The 3338-nt window shown below is 71.2% G+C and carries 3 protein-coding genes; 2 read left to right on the top strand and 1 reads right to left on the bottom strand.

Annotated elements, in window-relative coordinates; all coding sequences use genetic code 11:
- The coding region (locus ACOOHC_RS00075; protein ID WP_420450183.1) for a sugar-binding protein at nt 1-475 on the top strand (475 nt) is incomplete at its 5' end.
- A 148-nt stretch (nt 476-623) separates the two neighbouring features.
- On the top strand, nt 624-2765 hold the full coding sequence (locus ACOOHC_RS00070; protein WP_420450182.1) for a thrombospondin type 3 repeat-containing protein: 2142 nt from the start codon (nt 624-626) through the stop codon (nt 2763-2765).
- Nucleotides 2766-2828: 63 nt separating this feature from the next.
- On the opposite strand, the gene ACOOHC_RS00065 is transcribed toward ACOOHC_RS00070, so the two are convergent.
- The gene (locus tag ACOOHC_RS00065) at nt 2829-3017 is read right to left on the bottom strand and encodes a hypothetical protein (RefSeq protein WP_420450181.1); all 189 of its coding nucleotides are present in this window, start codon (nt 3015-3017) and stop codon (nt 2829-2831) included.
- Nucleotides 3018-3338: the final 321 nt, after the last annotated feature.

Genomic DNA, 3338 nt, shown 5'->3' with positions numbered 1-3338 from the left:
CGAGGCCAAGATGGACGGCGCACCGATCCTCGACGACTCCGGACCGCTCTGGCAGGACGACAACCTGAATCTGTTCATCGACGGCGACGCCAGCGGCGGCACGAGCTACGACGGCGTGAACGACTTCCACGTCTTCCTCGCGCTCGGCGACGGCTCGGGCGGGCCGAACACCGATTCGGGGCGCGTCGAGGCGGGGCCGAACTCGGTGGGCGTGCCGGCGGGGCTGCGCATGGCGGCCTGCTTCTGCAACCCGGTCGCCGCCTGGGAGATCTCGGTGCCGCTCGACTCGGTCGGGATCCGGGCGGACCGGACGTTCGGCATCGAGCTGCAGATCGACGAGGACAACGACGGCGGCGGACGCGACGCGCGGTTCGGGTGGTCGAACCCGTCCGCCGCCGACGCGGGGGGCGACGGCAGCTCCGACTTCGCCTTTCTCGAGCCGCGCTACTTCGGAATCGCACGCCTGGCGCCCTGACGCGTCTCTCGACGCACCGCCGCTCGGCGCGACGCGGCGGCAGGACCCCGTCCGCACGCCACCGTGCGCTCCCGAACCGTGACCGGTTCCACCGACTCGATTCGCCATCGGCAGTCCGTGCGACGCCGGCCCCGCCGGTGGCACTTTCGTGGGATATGACGAAGGGGTGCGATGGCCTACCGTCGGCGCTCCACGACGCATTCAAGGAAAGGAGCGCCCGCTCATGCGGATCATCCGGTGGCTGCTGCCGATCCTCCTCGTCGGCACGATCGCGGCCTGCGGCGGGGGCGGAGGCGGGACCGACAACGACCGCGATCGCGACCGGATCCCGGACGACGCGCCGGACAACTGCCCCACGGTCGCCGATCCCGACCAGCGCGACGGCGACGGCGACGGCGTCGGGGACGCCTGCGACCCCTCCACCGGCGGCGGCACCGACGACGACGGCGACGGCACCCCGAGCGCCACGGACAACTGCCCGGCGATATCGAACCCGGACCAGGGAGACGCCGACGGCGACGGGCTCGGCGACCTTTGCGACGACACGCCCGACGGGCCGGACGCCGACCTGGACGGCGTGCTCGACACGGTCGACAACTGCGAATTCGTCGTCAACCCGGATCAGTCCGACGCGGACAGCGACGGCGTGGGCGACCTGTGCGAAGGGCCCGTGACCGAGAACCCGGACGTCGACGACGACGGCGTCCCGAACGAGGCGGACAACTGCCCGGCGGTCGCGAACCCGGATCAGACGGACGCGGACGGCGACGGCATCGGCGACGCCTGCGATCCGACGGTGCGCGCCGACACCGACGGCGACGGCGTCTTCGACGACGTGCCCGACAACTGCCTGACGATGCCGAACCGCGACCAGGCAGACGTCGATGACGACGGCACCGGCGACGTCTGCGACCCGGTGAACGATCTCGACCCGGACGGCGACGGCGTGCTCGGGGATGCCGACAACTGCCCGGCGATTGCCAATCCGGAGCAGGCGAACGTCGACGGCGACGCGCTCGGTGACGCGTGCGATCCGACCGACGACCGGGCCGGCTTCGGCGACGCCGACGGCGACGGCGTGCGCGACGGCGAGGACAACTGCCCGGCGATCGCCAACCCCGACCAGGACGACGTCGACGGAGACGAGCTCGGCGACGCGTGCGATCCGACCGACGACCGAGTCGGCTTCGGCGACGCCGACGGCGACGGCGTGCGCGACGGCGAGGACAACTGCCCGGTGATCGCCAACCCGGACCAGGACGACGTCGACGGAGACGAGCTCGGCGACGCGTGCGATCCGATCGACGACCGGGTCGGCTTCGGCGATGCCGACGGCGACGGCGTGCGCGACGGCGAGGACAACTGCCCGGAGGACGTCAACCCCGGCCAAGAGGATGAAGACGGCAACGGGCTCGGCGACGCCTGCGAGGAGGTGGAGCCCGTCGCGTCGCTGATCGATGCCGACGCCTTCGAGCGCCACGCCCTGAACGCCCTGGCGGTGGTGGGCAGCCAGCTCGGTGCGAACTACCACCGCGGATTGCTGGCGAACATCGAACAGGCGGCGGAGTTCCCCGGTCAGCAGCGGACCCCGGATGTGGTGCTCACCGCGGTCGTGGTGCCGGAGTTCGGCGGCTCCCGGGCGGTGTACGACTGCGAGCTCTCCGGCACGGTGACGCGCGGACGCTCCGGCACACGCGGCGACTCGACGGCCTACCGAGCGGGCACGGTGTTCGACAGCTGTGCCGATCAGGGAGGCCCGTTCGACGTGACGTTCGAGGGCAGCCACTTCGAGACCGGCGGGCCCGCGGGCGGCTCGGGGGTGGAAGTGACAGACGAGTTCGACCTGACCCTCTCGAGCTCCGGCGAACGGACCGTGATTCGCGGCACGGTGGACGCGAGCGGCACCTCCGGCAGGGCGGGCCAGACGGTCTTCGTGCGCTACACCGGGCTCGACTACCGGACCGACTTCGGGGACGACGCCGTGTTCAGCGGCATGACGGGTGGCTACCGGTCCACGGTCAGCACGCCGATCGACGCGAGCTTCTCCGCGAGCATGCAACTCTCCCTCGACGGCGCCGACCCGGTGACCGTGGTGCTGGACATCGCGTTCGACGGCGCCCCGTTCTCGTCGACGAACGGATTCGCCGGCGCCGTATCGGTGTCCGCCGGCGACGGCAGCTCCGCGACGTCCACCGGGTCGCTGTCGGCGGCCGAGGTGGTTCTGACGGGGACCGACGGCAGCACCACGGACGCCGTGATCGACCTGTGCGCCAGTCTCTCGCTGTGTTGAACGTCCCCCGACCGGTGCCGCCGACGAGCTCGACGGCGGCGAGCACCGGGGCACGGGTCCAGGTCACGGCAGCGTTCTCGCGATCGGGTACACCGTCGAACGGCCGGCGATGCGTACGGCAGTCCCGACGAGCGGCACGCCGTTGACGACGAGTCGCTCGCCGTCGCTCGCGATCGGATAGGAAATGCCGGTGTTGACCGTCACTGCACCGAGACCCAGGAGCTCGTCCACGCTCAGCGAACCGGTGGTCACGATGAACTCCGCGAGGAAGTCCGGGCCGCACGAAGGACTGCATGCGCGGCTGGCTCGCCATCAGCCGGCAGCTGACGGCATGCCGCACCCGGCGTTCGCGATCGGGGTGGAGCCTCGGGAGGCAGTCGGTGAGCGAAGGCGCTCGACCCCACCGTGGGGGGATACCTCAGCGATCGACGGCCCGATACTCTCCCCAGAACATGCGAATCGCCGGCTTCGAAGAGTGAGAAGATCTCCCGCAACGCTTGGCGACGCGACGACGACCACCGCAGCGGATACCCGCCCCGCCGATTCCGCAGGCGAGAAGGTACGGTACGACGA

This window comes from Ilumatobacter sp. (assembly GCF_965215205.1).
Taxonomy (GTDB): domain Bacteria; phylum Actinomycetota; class Acidimicrobiia; order Acidimicrobiales; family Ilumatobacteraceae; genus Ilumatobacter_A.
The sequence above is the reverse complement of the archived record's forward strand: the minus strand, read 5'-3'. Positions and strand labels throughout refer to the sequence as shown.